Annotated in this window: 16 protein-coding genes; 6 read left to right on the forward strand and 10 right to left on the reverse strand. The window is 64.6% G+C overall.

Annotated elements, in window-relative coordinates; genetic code table 11:
* The first annotated feature begins 172 nt into the window (after positions 1 to 172).
* The 4 genes from carB to GEU84_RS08105 all read left to right on the forward strand — a co-directional run bounded on the left by carB (position 173) and on the right by GEU84_RS08105 (position 6201).
* The gene (gene carB / locus GEU84_RS08090) at positions 173 to 3502 is read left to right on the forward strand and encodes a carbamoyl-phosphate synthase large subunit (protein ID WP_174539463.1); all 3330 of its coding nucleotides are present in this window, start codon (positions 173 to 175) and stop codon (positions 3500 to 3502) included.
* A 3-nt stretch (positions 3503 to 3505) separates the two neighbouring features.
* Positions 3506 to 4117 (forward strand): hypothetical protein, encoded by a 612-nt coding sequence (locus tag GEU84_RS08095; RefSeq protein ID WP_174539464.1) that lies wholly within the window; start codon positions 3506 to 3508, stop codon positions 4115 to 4117.
* Positions 4118 to 4510, forward strand: coding sequence for a hypothetical protein (locus tag GEU84_RS08100; protein ID WP_174539465.1), 393 nt, complete (start codon positions 4118 to 4120; stop codon positions 4508 to 4510). It begins immediately after the preceding gene.
* A gap of 350 nt (positions 4511 to 4860) precedes the next feature.
* Positions 4861 to 6201 (forward strand): DEAD/DEAH box helicase, encoded by a 1341-nt coding sequence (locus tag GEU84_RS08105; protein WP_174539466.1) that lies wholly within the window; start codon positions 4861 to 4863, stop codon positions 6199 to 6201.
* A 105-nt stretch (positions 6202 to 6306) separates the two neighbouring features.
* Here GEU84_RS08105 and GEU84_RS08110 read toward each other — a convergent pair whose 3' ends face one another.
* The gene (locus GEU84_RS08110) at positions 6307 to 6759 is read right to left on the reverse strand and encodes a hypothetical protein (protein ID WP_174539467.1); all 453 of its coding nucleotides are present in this window, start codon (positions 6757 to 6759) and stop codon (positions 6307 to 6309) included.
* A gap of 256 nt (positions 6760 to 7015) precedes the next feature.
* Between GEU84_RS08110 and GEU84_RS08115 the strand changes: the two genes are divergently transcribed.
* Positions 7016 to 7594, forward strand: a complete 579-nt coding sequence (locus GEU84_RS08115) for a thymidine kinase (protein WP_174539731.1) — start codon at positions 7016 to 7018, stop codon at positions 7592 to 7594.
* On the opposite strand, the gene GEU84_RS08120 is transcribed toward GEU84_RS08115, so the two are convergent.
* Positions 7567 to 8496: a DMT family transporter gene (locus GEU84_RS08120; RefSeq protein WP_174539468.1), complete on the reverse strand. Its 930-nt coding sequence runs from the start codon at positions 8494 to 8496 to the stop codon at positions 7567 to 7569. The two genes, GEU84_RS08115 and GEU84_RS08120, sit on opposite strands and share 28 nt — an antisense overlap.
* Before the next feature lie 158 nt (positions 8497 to 8654).
* Between GEU84_RS08120 and GEU84_RS08125 the strand changes: the two genes are divergently transcribed.
* Positions 8655 to 9674 carry a hypothetical protein gene (locus GEU84_RS08125; protein WP_174539469.1) on the forward strand — a complete coding sequence of 340 codons (1020 nt, stop codon included), beginning with the start codon at positions 8655 to 8657 and terminating at the stop codon, positions 9672 to 9674.
* Positions 9675 to 9739: 65 nt separating this feature from the next.
* Here the strand turns inward: GEU84_RS08125 and GEU84_RS08130 are convergent, their stop codons facing one another.
* The 8 genes from GEU84_RS08130 to GEU84_RS08165 all read right to left on the reverse strand — a co-directional run bounded on the left by GEU84_RS08130 (position 9740) and on the right by GEU84_RS08165 (position 17705).
* Positions 9740 to 11185, reverse strand: coding sequence for an SPOR domain-containing protein (locus GEU84_RS08130; protein ID WP_174539470.1), 1446 nt, complete (start codon positions 11183 to 11185; stop codon positions 9740 to 9742).
* 67 nt (positions 11186 to 11252) lie between these two features.
* Positions 11253 to 11885 (reverse strand): uracil phosphoribosyltransferase, encoded by a 633-nt coding sequence (upp, locus tag GEU84_RS08135; RefSeq protein ID WP_174539471.1) that lies wholly within the window; start codon positions 11883 to 11885, stop codon positions 11253 to 11255.
* Positions 11878 to 12870 carry an adenosine deaminase gene (locus GEU84_RS08140; RefSeq protein ID WP_174539472.1) on the reverse strand — a complete coding sequence of 331 codons (993 nt, stop codon included), beginning with the start codon at positions 12868 to 12870 and terminating at the stop codon, positions 11878 to 11880. Before GEU84_RS08140 ends, upp begins: the two co-directional genes overlap by 8 nt.
* Positions 12867 to 14090, reverse strand: coding sequence for a phosphopentomutase (locus GEU84_RS08145; RefSeq protein WP_174539473.1), 1224 nt, complete (start codon positions 14088 to 14090; stop codon positions 12867 to 12869). The genes GEU84_RS08140 and GEU84_RS08145 overlap by 4 nt, the downstream gene beginning before the upstream one ends.
* Positions 14090 to 15397: a thymidine phosphorylase gene (locus tag GEU84_RS08150; protein WP_174539474.1), complete on the reverse strand. Its 1308-nt coding sequence runs from the start codon at positions 15395 to 15397 to the stop codon at positions 14090 to 14092. The genes GEU84_RS08145 and GEU84_RS08150 overlap by 1 nt, the downstream gene beginning before the upstream one ends.
* The gene (locus GEU84_RS08155; RefSeq protein ID WP_277604898.1) at positions 15398 to 15814 is read right to left on the reverse strand and encodes a cytidine deaminase; all 417 of its coding nucleotides are present in this window, start codon (positions 15812 to 15814) and stop codon (positions 15398 to 15400) included.
* 64 nt (positions 15815 to 15878) lie between these two features.
* Positions 15879 to 16115, reverse strand: a complete 237-nt coding sequence (locus tag GEU84_RS08160; protein WP_174539476.1) for an Lrp/AsnC ligand binding domain-containing protein — start codon at positions 16113 to 16115, stop codon at positions 15879 to 15881.
* A gap of 57 nt (positions 16116 to 16172) precedes the next feature.
* Positions 16173 to 17705 carry an ATP-dependent DNA helicase gene (locus tag GEU84_RS08165; RefSeq protein WP_174539477.1) on the reverse strand — a complete coding sequence of 511 codons (1533 nt, stop codon included), beginning with the start codon at positions 17703 to 17705 and terminating at the stop codon, positions 16173 to 16175.
* Positions 17706 to 17733: the final 28 nt, after the last annotated feature.

Consider the following 17733-nt stretch of genomic DNA (forward strand, 5'->3'; position numbering starts at 1 on the left):
ACACTGCGGCAGGGCGATGCACCCCCGAACCGGGCGCAAGCAGGGAAATGCGACCGCACACCCTTGCGCCCCCACCGCCCATGTCTATAACCGCGCCAATTTGCGCAACGCTTGCGAATCCGAAACGCCCGCTGCCACCCGGCATGCGGAGCCATAGAACACGGGGCCGACCATGCCGAAAAGAACCGATATCCACTCCATCATGATCATCGGTGCCGGCCCCATCATCATCGGGCAAGCCTGCGAATTCGACTATTCCGGCGCGCAGGCCTGCAAGGCTTTGCGCGAAGAGGGCTACCGGGTGATCCTGGTGAACTCCAACCCCGCCACGATCATGACCGATCCGGGGCTGGCCGACGCCACCTATATCGAGCCGATCACCCCTGAGGTTGTCGCCAAGATCATCGAAAAGGAACGCCCCGATGCGCTGCTGCCCACAATGGGCGGGCAGACCGGGCTGAACACCTCGCTGGCCTTGGCCGACATGGGAATATTGGAAAAGTATAACGTCCAGCTGATCGGGGCCAATCGGCAGGCCATCGAAATGGCAGAAGATCGCAAGCTGTTCCGCGAGGCGATGGACCGGATCGGGCTGGAAAACCCCAAGGCCACCATCATTGCCGCCCCGAAACTGCCCAATGGCCGATACGACATTTCCGCAGGCGTCGCCGAATGCATGGCCGCGATCGAATATGTGGGCCTGCCCGCCATCATCCGCCCCGCCTTCACCCTTGGCGGCACCGGCGGCGGCGTGGCCTATAACCGCGACGATTACGAACGCATCTGCCGCTCCGGCCTCGACGCATCGCCTGTCGCACAGATCCTGATCGACGAATCCCTTCTGGGCTGGAAGGAATTCGAGATGGAGGTGGTCCGCGACCGCAAGGACAACGCGATCATCGTCTGCGCCATCGAGAACATCGACCCGATGGGCGTGCATACCGGCGACAGCATCACCGTGGCCCCGGCGCTGACGCTGACCGACAAGGAATACCAGATCATGCGCAACGGCTCCATCGCCGTGCTGCGCGAGATCGGCGTGGAAACCGGCGGATCGAACGTGCAATGGGCGATCAACCCGGTGGATGGCCGCATGGTGGTGATCGAGATGAACCCCCGCGTGTCGCGGTCATCCGCACTGGCGTCAAAGGCCACCGGCTTTCCCATCGCGAAAATTGCCGCAAAACTCGCCGTCGGCTATACGCTGGACGAGTTGGACAATGACATCACCAAAGTCACCCCCGCCAGCTTCGAGCCCTCCATCGACTATGTGGTCGTGAAGATCCCGCGCTTTGCGTTTGAAAAATTTCCCGGCTCCGAGCCGAACCTCACCACCGCGATGAAATCGGTGGGCGAGGTGATGGCGATTGGCCGCACCTTCCACGAGGCAATGCAAAAGGCGCTGGCATCCCTTGAAACCGGCCTCACCGGCTTTGACGAGATTGCCATCGCGGGTGCCCCCGACCGTATCGCCATCACCAAGGCGCTGGCGGCCCAGACGCCAGACCGCATCCGCGTCATCGCCCAAGCCATGCGCCATGGCCTTTCCAACGACGACATTCAACACGCCACCGCCTTTGACCCGTGGTTTCTGGCCCGCATCCGCGAAATCATTGACGCCGAGGCCAGCATCCGCGCCCAGGGCCTGCCGCTGACCGCCGATGGCCTGCGCCGCCTGAAAATGCTGGGCTTCACCGATGCCCGTCTGGCCAAACTGACAGGCCGGGATGAGGCCGTGGTGCGCCGTGCCCGCCGCAATCTGGGCGTCACCGCCGTATTCAAACGCATCGACACCTGCGCCGCCGAGTTCGAGGCGCAGACCCCCTACATGTATTCCACCTACGAGTCCCCCGTCATGGGCGATGTGGAATGCGAGGCCCGCCCCTCTGCCGCCAAAAAGGTGGTGATCCTCGGCGGCGGCCCCAACCGCATCGGCCAGGGCATCGAGTTTGACTATTGCTGCTGCCACGCCTGCTATGCGCTGACCGCCGCCGGTTATGAAACCATCATGATCAACTGCAACCCCGAAACCGTCAGCACCGATTACGACACCAGCGACCGGCTCTATTTCGAACCCCTGACGCTGGAACATGTGCTGGAAATCCTGCGGGTGGAGCAGGAAAACGGCACCCTCCACGGCGTCATCGTGCAATTCGGCGGCCAGACCCCGCTGAAACTCGCCAATGCCCTGCATGAGGAAGGCATCCCGATCCTGGGCACCTCGCCCGATGCCATCGACCTGGCCGAAGACCGCGAGCGTTTCCAGCAGCTTCTGCAACGCCTTGGCCTGAAACAGCCCGTAAACGGCACCGCCCGCAGCCGGGACGAGGCCTTCGCGGTTGCCGCCACCGTCGGCTACCCGCTGGTCATCCGCCCCTCCTTCGTGCTGGGTGGCCGTGCCATGGAAATCATCCGCGACGATGCGCAGCTGGAACGCTACATCCGCGAGGCTGTGCAGGTGTCGGGCAACAACCCCGTTCTGCTTGACAGCTATCTGTCCGGCGCGATCGAGGTTGATGTGGACGCCCTGTCAGACGGCACAGACGTGCATGTTGCGGGCATCATGGAACATATCGAAGAGGCCGGCGTGCATTCCGGCGATTCCGCCTGCTCGCTGCCGCCCCACTCCCTCAGCCCCGCCACCATTGACGAACTGAAACGCCAGACCGTGCAGATGGCGCTGGCCCTCAATGTCGTGGGGCTGATGAATGTGCAATTCGCCATCAAGGGGGATGACATCTATGTGCTGGAGGTGAACCCACGCGCCTCGCGCACCGTGCCTTTCGTGGCCAAGGCGACCGACAGTGCCATCGCCTCCATCGCCGCCCGGCTGATGGCCGGGGAAAAACTCGGCACCTTCCCGATGCGCGCGCCCTATGCCGCAGGCGTCGGCCCCGACACCGTGCTGCCGCTGGCCGACCCGCTGACGCTGGCCAACCCGATCACGCCCTGGTTCTCGGTGAAGGAATCCGTCCTGCCCTTCGCCCGCTTCCCCGGCGTCGATACCCTGCTCGGGCCGGAGATGCGGTCAACGGGTGAGGTCATGGGCTGGGACCGCACCTTCGCGCTGGCCTTCCTCAAGGCGCAGATGGGTGCGGGCACCCACCTGCCGGAATCCGGCCGCGTCTTCCTGTCGGTGAAAGACAGCGACAAGACCGAGGCGCTGGCGCAGGCCTCGCGCGATCTGGTGGCCATGGGCTTCGAAATCATCGCCACCCGCGGCACCGCCCTGTGGCTGGAGGCCGCCAGCATCCCGTCCACCCGCGTGAACAAGGTCTATGAGGGTCGCCCGAACATCGTGGACATGCTGAAGAACGACGACATCGCGCTGGTGATGAACACCACCGAAGGCGCGCAGGCGATCTCGGATTCCCGCGACATCCGCGCCGTGGCGCTGTATGACAAGATCCCGTATTTCACCACCGCCGCGGCGAGTATAGCGGCGGTGGAGGCGATGAAGGCACGGGGTGAGGGGATTGGGGTGCGGACGTTGCAGGGGTGAAAGATGGCTCTTGAAGCATTTGTGACTATGTCTAAGAGTATTCGGATAGAAACAAGTTTAGAAAGAGCACCCATGTCAGGCGTAAAGGGCCAGTGCGACCCAAGAGAGGAATTTTTTATTGCTGTCGTAAGCGTATTAGTTGCGCCGCTTGCTCCACTTATGATCGAATTAGGATATACTCACCAAATAAGCGCAGGAACACTTCTCGTGTCTGCAATCATGTATGTAGCGTCACTGGCGTTCAGCACAGACAAAAAGTACCTCTTCTTTATTGGCTTCTTGGCCGTTGGCTTTTTATGCCTGGTTTACGGCTCTGCGATTCGTGTCGCAGTGGACGCTAGTACGGTGGCGGCCACTGGTTCAGTTGCAACTCTTCCTTCGAGCGATTTCCCGCCAAAGCAAATAGAGGGCTTGACACAAAATAGCGCGAAAGACGGGGGTGAGGGAGGAGTTACTCTAACTGTTGTAGCGGACAATAGCATTTACTATTCCGCCATAATTCTTATGATAGGGTTTGGTTTGGCACATCTTCTCCAGAGGGTCCGGATGCATCTCAAAGAATCCCAGCCGTTCCTTGATTTCCGTATCTCTGTGCGTACATCTACGGAGAATTGAATGTCGATTTTCGCAGTAATTCCATTCACTGAAATCGCGGCAACGTTCTTTAGCTCTGTGGTGGTTGCTATGGCCGCGAGAGACCTTTTTCGTTCAAGAAATACCGCGGCCGTATTCGCTGAGGCGCTCAGCAAACGACGTGAGTGGCGTGATTTCGAAAAAAAGCGACTGCTTGATTTGCTTAAAGACAACAGGCTTAGTGAAGATGATTGGATAGAAATCCTATCTGTTGTTGAGTCGATCGTCGTTAGCGAAACTAAGATAAAAGGTTGGAAGGAGATGCGCAGTATCTATCCCGCTCGGAGCGAAAAGGCAAAAAGACTTTTGCTGTCAGAAGTTATAAACACCTCGTCGATTAGGCTTCGCTCGGAGATAAATAGCGAATTAGCTTAGCAAGCCGTAGGGTGCGTGAAGTCACTCACCCTAATCATCGGTCCCCCCACCAAGCCCGCCAAACTCCCCCGTGCATCCCCTGTGCATCACAATCACACCCTTGACATCCGGGTCAAAACCCCTCATCTCCCCCTCAACCGAGTGCCCGCTGCCGCGTGAGCAGCTGCCCTGTCATCAGGGACAAGGGCCGGTCAAACCCAGGTTCCCACCTTCACGCAGGGGCACCGCGACCCGTTCGGGGCGTGTGGCGTGCTGTCATGTGTCTCAGCTGCGGGCCGCCCCTCCGGCTGCCCCGATGATGGGGCCAGACCCCTTTGCGCGGGCCTTCCCCCCGCGCCGGAAAGACGCATATGAGCACGTTCGAAAGCCTGGGCCTTAGCCCAAAACTGACCAAAGGCCTTGAAAAGGCAGGATATACCACGCCCACCCCGATCCAGTTGCAGGCCATCCCGCATATCATGCAGGGCCGCGACCTGATGGGTCTGGCGCAGACCGGCACCGGCAAGACGGCGGCCTTCGGCCTGCCGCTGCTGCACCGGCTGCTGGATATCGGCCACCCGCCCGCGCCGCGCACCGTGCGCGCCCTGATCATGGCCCCCACGCGGGAACTTGTCAGCCAGATCTCTGAAAACCTTGAGGTTTTCACCAAGGGCACGGCCGTGAAGGTGGCCACGATCACCGGCGGCGCCTCGATCTTCCGCCAGTCCGAACGGCTGGCGCGCGGCGCCGATGTGCTGGTCGCCACCCCCGGGCGGCTGATCGACCTGCTGGACCGCAGCGCCCTGACGCTGGAATACACCGGCTATCTGGTGCTGGACGAGGCCGACCAGATGCTGGACATGGGCTTTATCCACGCCCTGAAAAAGATCGCCAAACACCTGCCGATGAAGCGCCAGACCCTGCTGTTTTCGGCCACGATGCCGAAGCTGATCGAGGATCTGGCCCAGACCTATCTGCGCGACCCGATCAAGGTGCAGGTGGCCCCGCCGGGCAAACCCATTGAAAAGATTGTGCAAGGCGTGCACTTCATCCCGCAGGGCGACAAGGCCAAGCTGTTGGAGAGCTATCTGAAACAGCATCCGGGCGAAATGGCGCTGGTCTTTGGCCGCACCAAGCATGGTTCAGAGAAACTCATGAAATTGCTGGTAAGCTGGGGCTTCAAGGCGGGTTCGATCCACGGCAACAAAAGCCAGAACCAGCGCGAACGCACCTTGCAGGAGTTTCGTGACGGCACGCTGGATGTGCTGGTGGCGACCGACGTGGCGGCGCGCGGCATCGACATTTCGGGCGTGCGGCATGTGTATAACTACGACATGCCGAATGTGCCGGAAAACTATGTCCACCGCATCGGGCGCACCGCCCGCGCGGGGGCCGAGGGCAAGGCTGTGGCCTTCTGCGCGCCCGCCGAGATGGACGAGCTGAAGGCGGTGGAAAAACTGCTGAAGGCACCGATCCCGGTGCTGGGTGGTGCCGCATGGTCGATGGATGCGGCCTCTGCCGCGCCGCGCCCGGGGCAGAACCGGGGCGGCCAAGGCCGTGGCAAGCCGCAGGGCCATGGCAAGCCGATGGGCGCAAAGCCGATGGGGCAAAAGCCGCAGGGCCAGAAACCCTCTCGGCCGGCAGAGGTTGGTGGCGCGGAATCGCCGCGCAAGGCCTTCCGCCCGCGCCGCCCGGCCGGCCGCGCTGCCTGAATTTCAAAGGCCCCGCTTTGGCGGGGCCTTTTGATCTTGCCGGGAAAGTGGCGGCGTTGCCCGCACCAGTCCCGCAAGGCAGGGCCCGTCGCGGGGCTCTGGCGCTTACCCCGCCTCTTCCTCAAGGTTCAGTTTCATATCCAGCAGCACCTGCTGGATGGCCAGGGTTTCGCGCAGCAACCGTCTGGCTTCGTTGCCGGAAATCACCCCGTCGCCGATCGCCTGATTGTATTCCGCCATCAGCATGGCAAAACGCTGCGCAAGCGCCACCACGTCGGCATTCACCCCGCCCGAGGCTGAATTCCGCTTTTCCGCGTCATAAGACAGCGTGATGCCACGCAGATCGGCCAGCGCGCTGGTCACGTGCGGAAAGCGCGCGGCCCCTTCCAGCGCAGCCACAACATCGATGGGCATGAACCGGTCGTCATGCTCATCCTGTTCGGAATAATACCGCCCCAGCGTCGCCTTCGACTTGCCGGTCAAGGCACAGGAGGCCTCGATTCCCACATCTTTCACAAGGGCTTCGCTGTGCTTCTTCAGATAGGATTCGACGCTCATGGCAACCTTTCACTTGCGCCCGGCCTTGCCGGGGAAATCACTCAGGCTTTTCCCATTAATCGGATCACAAGAAATTGTCATGCAGATTTGAGCACCGGGAAGCCGGTGCCTTAACGAGTGGCCGGTGTCCCCAGCACCGGCATAGGTGCGGCCCGTCGCGCATGCAGGTTTGCAGCCGGTGCGCGGCGGGTTCCTGCGACTGAACGGGCTTGCTTTCGCCTTGAAACCGGGGCGCGGCTTCGGCTATCCCGCCCGCATGGCCAAGCTGTATTTCCATTTTTCCACGATGAACGCGGGCAAGTCGACCGCGCTGCTGCAAGCCTCGCACAACTACCGCGAGGGCGGCATGGCAACCTATCTGATCACCGCGCAGTTCGACAACCGCGCGGGCGAGGGGCGCATTGCCAGCCGGATCGGTATCGGCGAGGCTGCCGATACTTTCGCGCCGGGCGAAGACATGTTCGCCAAGATAACCGGCCGGCTGGCGCAGGGGCCGGTGGCCTGCATCTTCATCGACGAGGCGCAGTTCCTGTCAAAGCCACAGGTCTGGCAGCTGGCCCGGGCGGTGGATGATCTGAACGTGCCGGTCATGTGTTACGGCCTGCGGGTTGACTTCCGGGGCGAGCTTTTCCCCGGCTCTGCCGCGCTGCTGGCGCTGGCCGATGAGATGCGCGAGGTCAGAACCATCTGCTTTTGCGGAAAGAAAGCGACAATGGTGGTGCGCAAGGGGCCTGATGGCAAACCCTTGCGCGATGGCGAACAAGTGCAGATCGGCGGGAATGAAACCTATGTGTCGCTGTGCCGGCGTCACTGGCGCGCGGCGGTGGGCGACTGACGGCTGCGCAGCGCGATCATTCCCCCGGCCAGGGCGATCAGAACCATGCCAAGGCTGGCTTGCAGTGTCAGCAGTTCACCCCAGATCAGCCATCCCCAGAAGGCCGAGGCGGGCAGGATGATGTATTCGAACACTGACACTCGGCTGGCCGCCGCCATCTGATAGGCGCGTATCATCATACCCACACCGAACAAAGACCCTGCCGCCTGGACAAACGTCCAGAACAGGAAGGTCGCCGAGGGCCATACGAAACCGCGCTGCACGAAACCGGCAGCACCCTCGGGCACCGCTACCGGCACCACGGCCAGCACCGACAGCCCGATCAACCCCAGCACCCCCAGCGTTGCAAAGAACCCCGCCAGCAGCACTTCGGCGCTTTCACCGGCGCACCATTCGCGGGTGGCGATATTGCCCATCGCATACATCAGCCCCGCCAACACGGGCAGCAGCGCCGCCGCCGATGCCCCGCTGATCGCCTCTGGTCCCAGCACCATGACCACGCCCAGAAAGCCCACCGCCACGGCGGCCACCCGCACCGGGCCAATGGTGTGGCCATAGGCGAAGCGGCTGATCAGCAGCACAAAAATCGGCGCGGTGAACAGGCCGGCCGCCACCTGCGCCACCGGCAAAAAGGCCAGCGCGCCGAAATAGATCAGCATGGCCAGCCCGTGTATCGCCGAACGCGCCAGCACGGCGCGCGGGTTTGCCGGGCGCAGCCGCAGGCCCAGCGGGCCCGCCAACAGCCACAGCAGCGCCAGCGCCATGGCCGATCGCGATGCATGAAACTGCCACAGCCCGCCCTCGGCTGCGATCACCCGCACGTAATTGTCGGTATAGCCGATGACCATCGCATAGATCAGGATGGCCCCGGCGGCAGCGAGGGTGCGGTCTGGACTGGCCATCGTTCGGGCTCCTTTTGCTGGGCACAGGGAAGCCCGGCGGCAGCGCCGCCGCAAGCCCCAATCCACCACCGGCGCGGGCCTGTGGACAAGTCATTGTGGCATCCCGGCAAAGGGGCTATCGTCATGGAAAAAGCAGCACAGGCACGGCCCGCAGATCAATGACGGCGCTGAAAAAGTATCAGAAACTCGAATGCCCCGGTCTTTGGCGCCCCACGCCCGAGGCGCAGCGGCGTGACGTGTCGGTGAAGTTTGGCGAAAGCACGCTGGTGCTGACCGACCCCCGGTCGGATCTGGCGCTGACGCATTGGTCCTTGCCTGCGGTAGAGCGGCTGAACCCCGGCCAGTTGCCCGCCATCTACGGCCCCGGGGCCGATGCGGAAGAAACGCTGGAACTGGACGAGCGCGACATGATCGCGGCGCTGGACACAGTGCGCGGCGCGCTGGAGGCGGCCTTGCCGCACCCGGGCCGGCTGCGCAACCGGGTGGCGCTGGGGCTGACGGTTTCCTTGCTGCTGCTGGCGGTGTTCTGGATGCCGGGCGCGCTGGTGTCGCATACCGTTTCGGTCGTGCCACCGGCCACCCGCACGGCCATCGGGCAGATGGCCCTGGCCGATCTGACCCGGCTGACCGGCGCGGCCTGCGCTGACCCATTGGGGCAACGCGCGCTGGATACGCTGGCGGGCCGGGTGCTTGGCCCCGATCCGGGCGCGGTGCTGATCCTGCGTGACGGGCTGGCAGGCCCCCTGCACCTGCCCGACCGGCAGATCCTGCTGCCCGAGGCGCTGGTGGCCGGGCAGGACGGCCCCGAGCCGCTGGCGGGCTTCCTGCTGGCCGAACGCGCCCGGGCCGAGGCGGATGACCCGCTGATCCCACTTCTGCAACATGCGGGCTCAACCGCCACCTTCCGGCTGCTGACCACGGGCGTTTTGCCTGAAAGCGCGGTTGCGGGCTATGCCGAGGTTCTGCTGCAAACTGATCCTGCCAGCCCCGCCGATGACAATCTGCTGACCCGCTTTGCAACGGCCGAGATCAGCAGCACCCCCTATGCCTATGCGCTTGATCCAACGGGCGAGGCCGTGCTGCCGCTGATCGAGGGCGACCCGTTCCGCGCGGGGCCACCGCGGCCCGTGTTGGCGGATGGCGACTGGGTCAGCCTGCAAGGCATCTGCGCCGAATAAAAAAGGCCCCCGGACTGGTCCGGGGGCGCAAGGTTTGTGACTGCCCGATTATCCTGTGACCGGCGTTACCGGATGAACGCATCCGCAAAGCCTGCGTTGCGCGCCGCCGTCAGCGCCGCCCGCGCCTGCCCTGCATCGGCAAACGGCCCGGCGTAGACGATCTGCAACGCCTTGCCGCCCTTGGTGACATTGCTGCCCGCAACCGGCAGGCCCAGCCCCGCCAGCCGCGCCTTGGCATCCGCCGCATTGCCCGCCTGCCCGAAGGTGCCAACCTGCACATAGCTCTTGCTCGCCGGTTCCGACTTTGTGGAAACAACCAGCCCCGGCTGCGGCTTGGCCGCCTGCGACTTTGACGACACGACCAGCCCCTCTGCCGGGACGACCCGCTGCACCACAGCGCCCGCAGGCTTGTAGGCCCGTCCGGTCGAGATGAAGTATTGCGACCCGTCAGTCAGCGTCACCAGCTTCAGCTTGCCATGCGGCACATCGGCGATCAGCCGCGCGGGAATGTCGCGCGTCCAGTATTTGTCCTGCTGCGCCTGGCCGCTGCGTGTGATCTCGCCCCGGTGCGGGTTCAGCCGGTCATCCTTGAAGGCCAGCTTGTAGCCCTTCGGCGGCTTCGGCACCTGGTTCGATGATACGCGGTAAGTGGCCAGCGCCTGCGGCTGCGTCTGAACCGCCGCTGCCTGCCCTTGCCGCGCAACGCGCAGCGGGGCCACAGCCCCGGCCAGACCGCCGTTCGCCGTGGTGCACAGCACCGTCACTCCGCCATCGGTGGTGCCGAACTGCCGTGCCACCGGGGCCGATGCCGGGCAGGCCACGCCCGTTGCACTGGCCGCGCTGCGGTAGGCCGGGGCAGATGTCACCACCTTCGGCGCGGCCACGCGGGCCACGGTGCCCTGACGCGCGGTGCACAGCCGCGTCGTGCTGCCATCGGTCAGCGTGACCTGCTCGGAATATGGCGCATGGGCCGGGCAACCGGCGGCGCGCGGCGCAACCTGCGCCACCACGCGGGGGGCTGGCGCGACGGCGGCCGGGGCCACAACACGGGGCGCGACAACACGGGGTGTGGGGGCATTCACCACCGGGGCCGCCGTGTAAGAGGTGACGGGCACGGTGCTGCGCGGCGCGGTCGCGCGGATTTTCGGCGGTGCGGTGATGGTGGCCACCGTCTCGATCGGCTGGCGTGTGGTGCGGGCAACGGCGCGAGGCGCAGGTGCGGGCGCCGGCGCGGCCTCGGCCACCTCCACAGGCGCGCGTGGCGCACCCAGCGACGGCGGATAGCCGCACAGCACCTTGCGGCTGTTCGTTACACGCGGCACCCAGCGCGTCGTGCCGCCGTAGCCCGCGCGCAGGAACACGCAGCCCCGGCTGTCAACATACTGGCCCGCGGTATAGCTGGCAGGCGGCTGTTCGCGCGGCCCGCCGATATCAGCGATGGTTTGCGCGTGTGCAGCGCACATACCACCAACGGCGGCCCATACGGCCACCGTGACGACTTTCAACAGCATGACTACCCCCATGTAGCGTGTCGGGGATGATGCCCAAGGATCGCCTGCGAGTAAAGCGGCAAATCCCTTATTTTGTGCCGAACATGCGGTCGCCCGCATCCCCTAGCCCGGGCACGATGTATCCGTGATCATTCAGCTTTTCATCCACCGCCGCCGTGACAATGGGCACATCCGGGTGTGCCGCCTTCATGCGCGCGATGCCTTCGGGTGCAGCCAGCAAGCACAGGAAGCGAATGTTCGTGGCCCCCGCCGCTTTCAGCAGGTCAATGGCCGCGACGGAAGAGTTGCCGGTGGCCAGCATCGGATCCACCGCGATGACCAACCGGCTTTCCAGCATTTCCGGCACCTTGGCGTAATACTGCACGGGTTGCAGCGTCTCGGGGTCGCGGTAAAGCCCGATGAACCCCACCCGCGCCGCAGGTATCAGCTCCAATATGCCATCCATCAGCCCGTTGCCCGCCCGCAGGATGGAAATCAGCGCCAGCTTCTTGCCATCAAGTATCGGCGCGTCCATCTCGCAGATCGGGGTTTCGATGCGCATGGTCGTCATGTCGAGCTCGCGCGTCACTTCATAGGCCAGCAAAAGGCTGATCTCGCGCAGCAGGCGACGGAAACCGGCAGTCGAGGTTTCCTTTTTGCGCATGATGGTCAGTTTGTGCTGCACAAGCGGGTGGGTCACGATGGTCAGATGGTCAAGCATCGGCAGCCTCCAGCCGTTTCAGGATTTGCGCACGGGTATCTTCATCACAAAACGCGGCGTCAAGGCTGGTGCGAGCGATCTTGCGGAACACACCATCATCCCATTCGAATGCCTCTGCCAGCCGGTCATATTCATTGGCCATCGTCGTGTGGAAAAACGGCGGGTCATCGGTGGACACGGTTACTTTCACCTCGCGCCGGAACAACTCGGCAATCGGGTGCTTGCGCCATGCGGGAAAGACCCCCAACGCGATGTTCGAGCCGGGGCAAACCTCCAGCACGACACCCTTTTCTGCCAGCTCATCCACCAGCGCCAGATCCTCGATGGCGCGCACCCCGTGGCCGATACGTTCCACCTTCAGATCGGCCAGCGCATCGCGGATGCTTTGCGGCCCGCCCCATTCACCCGCATGCGCCGTCAGCCGCAAGCCAGCTTCGCGCGCCATGTCAAAGGCATAGGCGAAGTGCTTCGGCTTGCCCGCAAGCTCGTCGCCCGCCATGCCAAAGCCTGTGATGAAATCGCCCGCCGTTTCCACAGCACACCGGGCGGTTTCACGCGCCTTGTCGGGGCCGAAATGCCGGATCACCGTGACAATGCCGCGCAGGGTGATGCCCATGTCACGTTGCGCCTGATCCGCCGCCTCGCGGATCGCATGCACATATTCGCGCCAGGCCCCCAGATCGCGGCCGCCGCAAAAATCGGGCGAGAGAAAAGTTTCCGAATAGATCACGCCACTTGCGGCGCTTTCTTCCAGGACGGCCAACGTCAGGCGGTGGTAATCCATCGGGGTTTTCAGGGTTTCGGTGGCGGCCTCGTAGACCTTCAGGAAATGCCAGAAATCCTTGTAGGCGTAATGGCCGCGTTCATCAAAGATGCCCGCGATGTCCATGTGCTTTTCCTTGGCCAGCCCCCGTATGAAACCGGGCGGGGCCGCGCCTTCCAGGTGCAGGTGCAGTTCGACCTTGGGCAAAGCATTGATCGTCATAGCAGATTTTTCCCTGTTCCTTGCGCCGGAACGTCCAGCCATGCGGCGACGGTGGCGGCGATGTCTGTGAAGGCGCACAGGCCCACGGGCCCCGCCCCTGCCCCGGCGATCAGCACCGGCACCCGTTCGCGGGTATGTTCGGTGCCGGGCCATGTGGGGTCGTTGCCATGGTCTGCCGTGAACAGCGCCAGATCACCCGGGCGCAGGCTGGCCAAAAATGCCCCCGCCGCGCCGTCGAACCATTCCAGCGCACGCGCATAGCCCGCCACGTCGCGGCGGTGGCCATAAAGGCTGTCAAACTCGACAAAGTTCGCAAAGGTCAAGGAACCGGGCTCAGCAGCCGCAGAAAGCGCCATCAATTGTTGAAAGAGTGCAGCATCGTCGGCACCCTTGTGAAGCGCCCCGATGCCCTGCATCGAGAATATGTCACCGATCTTGCCCACTGCATGCGTGGCCCGGCCCGCGTTCTGCACCCAGTCCAGCAGCGTGGGCGCAGGCGGGGCTATGGCAAAGTCGCGCCGGTTGGCCGTGCGGGTGAAAGCCCCCTCGGCCCCGGTGAAGGGCCGCGCGATCACCCGGCCCACCTTCATCGCGTGCAACGTGGGGGCCAAGGCCCGGCACAGCGCAATCAGCCGGTCCAACCCGAAACCCTGTTCATGCGCGGCGATCTGGAACACGGAATCCGCCGAGGTATAGCAGATCGGCCAACCGGTGCGCAGATGTTCAGCCCCCAGCGCCTGAATGATCGGCACGCCCGAAGCGTGGCAATTGCCCAGGATCCCGTCAGTGCCCGCCAGACGGCAGACTTCGGCCACCAGATCGGGCGGAAAGGCGGGCGTTTCCACCGGAAAATAGGCCCAGTCCCACGGCACCGGCACACCCGCCAGTTCCCAATGGCCCGAAGGCGTGTCCTTGCCCTTCGACACTTCGGTCGCGGCGCCCCAACGGCCATGCGGCACGGCATCCAGCCCCGGGGTGGCATCGGCTGATGCCAGACGCACGGCGGCACCCAGCCCCAGCGCATCCAGCACCGGCATGCGCAGCGGGCCAGAGCGCCCCTGATCCGCCAGCCCCGCCGCACAGGCCTGCGCGATATGGGCCAACGTATTGGCCCCCGCATCGGTGAACCCGGCACCGCCAAAGGCGGCGGCATCGGGTGCACCGCCGCAGCCCACAGAATCCATCACGATCAGAAACGCGCGGCGGTCTGGCGCGGGCATCAGGCAATCCTTCCATGCACTAGCGGCGGCTCGTCCGGTGCGCGATCGCCAAAGCCGTAGGCGGCCTGCACGGCGCGCACCGCCGCCTCGGCATCCGCCTCGGTCGCGGCATGCACCATGGCCAGCGGCAGGTCGCGGCTGACCTCTTCACCGATCCCCGCCATGTCAGAGAGGCCGACCGAAGGGTTCACCCGGTCGCCGTCGCGCAGCCGCCCGCCGCCCAGATGCACCACCGCCTGCCCCAGCGCCGTGCCATCCACCGTTACGACAAAACCGGCGCGGGGTGCCGGCACCTCACGCAGCACGGGGGCCGAGGGCAGCCGGTCGGGCCAGCGTTCGACGAAATCGGCGGGGCCCCCCTGCGCCGCCACCATCCGCCCGAAATATTCCGCCGCATGGCCGCTTTCCAGCGCCTGCTCAATCCGCGCAGCCCCGTCATCGGCATCGGCGGCAAGGCCACCCAAGGCCAGCGCCTCGCCCCCCAGCGCAGCCGTCAGTTCCCACAAGGCCGCGTTCACCGACGTGCCGGTCAGGGTTTCCATCACCTCGATCACCTCCAGCGCATTGCCTGCGGCTGTGGCCAGCGGCTGCGACATGTCGGTGATCAGCGCGGTGGTCATGCAACCCGCCCCCTGCGCGGTTGAAACCAGAGCGCGCGCCAGCGCCTCGGCCTCGGCCATGGTTTTCATGAAGGCACCCGAGCCAACCTTGACATCCAGCACCAGCCCCTCCAGCCCCGCCGCCAGTTTCTTTGACAGGATGGATGCGGTGATCAAGTCGATGCTGTCGACCGTGCCGGTCACGTCGCGGATGGCATAAAGGCGGCGGTCGGCGGGGGCGATTTCGGCGGATGCCGACACGATGGCGCAGCGGGTGGTTTCCATCTGCGCGCGCAACTGGTCGGGGGTCAGGGCCACGCGAAGCCCCGGTATCGCCTCCAGCTTGTCCAATGTGCCACCGGTATGGCCAAGTCCGCGCCCGGAAATCATCGGCACATAGGCCCCGCAGGCCGCAAGCGCCGGGGCCAGCAGCAGCGATATGCAATCGCCCACCCCGCCCGTAGAGTGCTTGTCGATCACCGGGCCCGGCAGATCCCATGCCAGCAGCGTGCCGCTGTCGCGCATCGCACGGGTCAGCGCAACGCGTCCCGCCTCGCCCAGTCCACGCAGACAGACCGCCATGGCAAAGGCACCGGCCTGCGCATCCGTCACCGCGCCCGTGGCCAGGCCCTTGGCAAAGGCATCCAGTTCGGCGGCCGATGGCATCTTGCCCTGCCGCAGCCGGGCAATCACAGCGCGCGCGTCCACTTACGTCTTGGCCATATGGGCCAGGGAAAAGACGCCAGGCAGCAGGTCAGCCACGGTCATCGCCTGCTGCGTGCCATCAGTGGTGCACAGCGTCACCACCACATCCTGCGCCGCAAATTCGGCAATCTTCTGGCGGCAGCCGCCGCAAGGGGGCACCGGGCTGGGGCTGTCGGCGATCACCAGAACCTCGGCAATCACCGTGTCACCCGCCGCCACCATGGCCGCAATCGCCCCCGCCTCGGCGCAGGTGCCTTCGGGATAGGCCACGTTTTCGACATTGCAGCCCGCATAGACCTTGCCCGAAGCGGCACGGATCGCTGCCCCCACCTTGAAGCGGGAATAGGGCGCATAGGCATTTTCACGCACGGCACTGGCAGCGGCAAGCAGGGTCATCGGGCCTCCGGAGTTTTTGACCATTTGGTTATGACTCTGCGGCCAGCCCGCGCCGGATGCAAGAGGATCGCGCGGCAACCGGCGGTGTTCAGAACGCCTTGAAGGTCATCGTTGTCAGCGTGCGGACAATGCCCGGGATGTCGAACAGCTTTTCCGACAGGTAATGCCCCACGTCCTGATCCAGCGGAATGTAGACCTTGGCGATCAGGTCATATTCGCCCGAGGTTGAAAAAAGCTCTGACACCACCTCGCGGTCATAGATGGCATTGGCCACCGCATAGGTCTTGCCGGGGGTGCAGCGGAACTGGACGAATACGCAGCGCATGGGGCTCTCCTGCTGGATGGCACAAACCTAGGATGAAGCCGGGGCAGAGGAAAGGGCCTATACCTCGGGCTCCTCCACCCGCAGGGCCAGCCGGGGCGCGGTGCGGGGCAGGTCGGCGATGCCCAATTCGGTCTGCGGCAGGGCCAGCCGGTTGCGCACCACCCACAGAAGCCGGTTCTGGGCGCGGGTGATCGCCACATAGGCAAGACGCTTCCACAAGGGCACGCCCGCCTCGGTCCGCCCGGCCTGGGCTGCGGCAAAAAGATCGGGGGCAAAGACCTGCACCGTTTCCCATTGCGACCCTTGCGCCTTGTGGATCGTCACCGCCGCGCCATGCAGAAAGGCCGCACCCATCTTGGCGGCCGAGGGGATGAAGGGTTCATCCTCATCCGGTTTTTCGATCTTGATGATGCTGGCGGCGGATACCTGCGGGTCTTCGGCCCCCACCACATGCAGTTTGGCAAAGCCGTCGCGGCTGCCGGGGCCAAGGTAGATCACCTGTGCGCCCTTGATCAGGCCCCGCGCCTCCAGATCAATGCGCTTTTTGCGGTGCTTCAGCGGCAGCTCGATACCGTCGCAGATCAGTGGCTCGCCCGCGATCAGCTCAAACTCTGGCGCCTTGTGGGCGGCACGGAAGGCGGTGATCAGCCGTATGCGGGTGGCATTGCGCCAGACCAGCACGGGGCTGCGCGCCATCAGGTCGGCATCCACCCTTTGCGCCATCTGCACGCGGTCGTCGCGGGCGGCGGCACGTTCCACCCTTCGCTCGAATTCCTCAAACCCCATGTCGGGGTCGGCCAGGGCATGCGCCAGATCGAGGATCGGGTTATCCTCGGCCTGCCGGTGGATGCGGCTGAGGATCAGTTTGCGCGTGTCGCCCAGCCGGTCGAACACCATTTCGCCCGACTGGCCCACCGGGGCCAATTGCGCCGGATCACCGAACAGCACCAGCGTGGGAAAGATTTCGCGCAGGTCTTCGAGTTGCCGCTCATCAAGCATTGAGGATTCGTCGACAAAACCCACATCCAGCGGTTCCTCGCGGCGTTTCCAGCCCTTGATGAAATCGCTGCCGCGCAGCCCCGCCGCCGCCAAGGCCCCGGGGATCGACGCCACCGTGTCGTAAAACGCGCGGGCGCGGTCCAGCGCCAGTTCGGTCAGGCCTTCGACCTCGGGGCGGGGGCCGTTGCCAGCCAGCCATTCGGCGATGCGCTCATACTGCGGGTCATAGACCGGGGTATAGAGGATGCGGTGGATGGTGGTCGCGGGCACCCCGCGCAGCCGCAGCACCGACGCCGCCTTGTTGGTGGGGGCGAGGATGGCCAGCGTGCGGCGGTCCTTGCGCTTGCGCCCCTCGTAATCGCCCGAGATCACATCAACCCCGGCCTCTTGCAAGGCCTTGAAAAGGCTGGCCAGCAGCATGGTCTTGCCCGACCCCGCCTTGCCCACCACCGCCAGCACCGAGGATTTGCCCTCCATCGGCGCGGCCAGCGTGCCCTTGGCCAGATCAATGCCCATGCCGCGCAGCTGGTCGGCCACGCGGTCATAGGCTTCGGCCTGATCGTCGGAAAATGTAAGGGCCAGCGGCTGCATGGCGCGACCATAGCCGCGCTGCGGCGGA

Source organism: Fertoeibacter niger, assembly GCF_009380135.2.
In the GTDB taxonomy this organism is placed as follows: domain Bacteria; phylum Pseudomonadota; class Alphaproteobacteria; order Rhodobacterales; family Rhodobacteraceae; genus Fertoeibacter; species Fertoeibacter niger.